The organism is Alteromonas aestuariivivens (assembly GCF_003367475.1).
Classification (GTDB): Bacteria; Pseudomonadota; Gammaproteobacteria; order Enterobacterales; family Alteromonadaceae; genus Alteromonas; species Alteromonas aestuariivivens.
Map to the genome: position 1 here is coordinate 1 of NZ_QRHA01000030.1, position 1,027 is coordinate 1,027.

At 45.5% G+C, this 1,027-nt stretch carries 2 protein-coding genes; both read left to right on the top strand.

Features of this window, described 5'->3' with window-relative positions:
* The first annotated feature begins 141 nt into the window (after positions 1 to 141).
* Entirely contained in the window at positions 142 to 495 is a 354-nt protein-coding gene (locus DXV75_RS16995) for an Imm32 family immunity protein (RefSeq protein ID WP_115594612.1), read from the top strand.
* Positions 496 to 522: 27 nt separating this feature from the next.
* The gene (locus tag DXV75_RS17000; protein WP_115594613.1) at positions 523 to 804 is read left to right on the top strand and encodes a hypothetical protein; all 282 of its coding nucleotides are present in this window, start codon (positions 523 to 525) and stop codon (positions 802 to 804) included.
* Positions 805 to 1,027 lie beyond the last annotated feature (223 nt).

The following is a 1,027-nucleotide window of genomic DNA, read 5'->3' on the forward strand; positions in this document are numbered from 1 at the left end:
CATCGGCTGGGCTAACAATCGCATTAACCACTCGCTTCGCTCGCTGGGGACAAAAACACGTAGGCTCCCTCGCTTCGCTCGTTATTGTAGCCTACGTCTTTTTGCCCGTTATGCGGAGCGTTATAAGCCAAAAGGAAATTCATGCTAACAGTTGAGAAAGACAAGGATGCTGAACAGGTTTATATCCATGGTTCTCCAGAACAGTTGCGCTGGCTAGCACGCAGACTAGACGCTATTGCCATGCAAGCTGAAAAATCCGGAAATGCTCATGATCATTTTATGACAGAAGACTGGGGTGGAAATGAATTAACCAATGATCTTATTGGCAACCCAGAATCTCACGCAATAGTGAACCACTTGATAGTGTATGGCATGCTTCAAAGTAAATTGTCTTATAACAAACCACTCAAGGCTCTCGCTTCGCTCGGTGGGACGCTAACACATGGGCTGCGTCACTTCGTTCCTAATTTTAGCCCATGTGTTATCGCCCCTTAGTGGGGCGTTATGTGCCAAAGGAAGTTCATGGATAAGTTGGAAAAATGGAACTTGATCAAAGCAGACCTTCAAATGGCTTATCAACTCTTACCTACGAATGTTAAACAATCGGATTTTGGATATCGGGAATGTGACTTTCTTGAGTATATACAAAACAATGAACTTCGATTGGCAATGGAAGAACTAGATGGAGTTATTGAGGACAATCAGCCACCAAGTAGTGAATTTTGGCAACACTTGGTTAATGCAGCTCAATTAATGGGTAGCCCAAAAGAGCAGGGATATAGGTTGTATTTAAGTGTCACATAACAAAAAAATTATGTCGCCCGCCAGGGCGGGCTGGGACACAAACACGCAGGCTCTGCTTCGCAATTTAGCCTACGTGTTTGTGCCCCATATTTAGGTGTTAGCCCCCAGTACTCTCTCAATGTTGCTCAGCAACGCTGTTATACAGAAACGGCAAGGGCTACCCACCCGGCTCACCTTTCCGCAGTCAGCCCAACCTCTTTTTTTGGCAGCGCTATAAACGCAG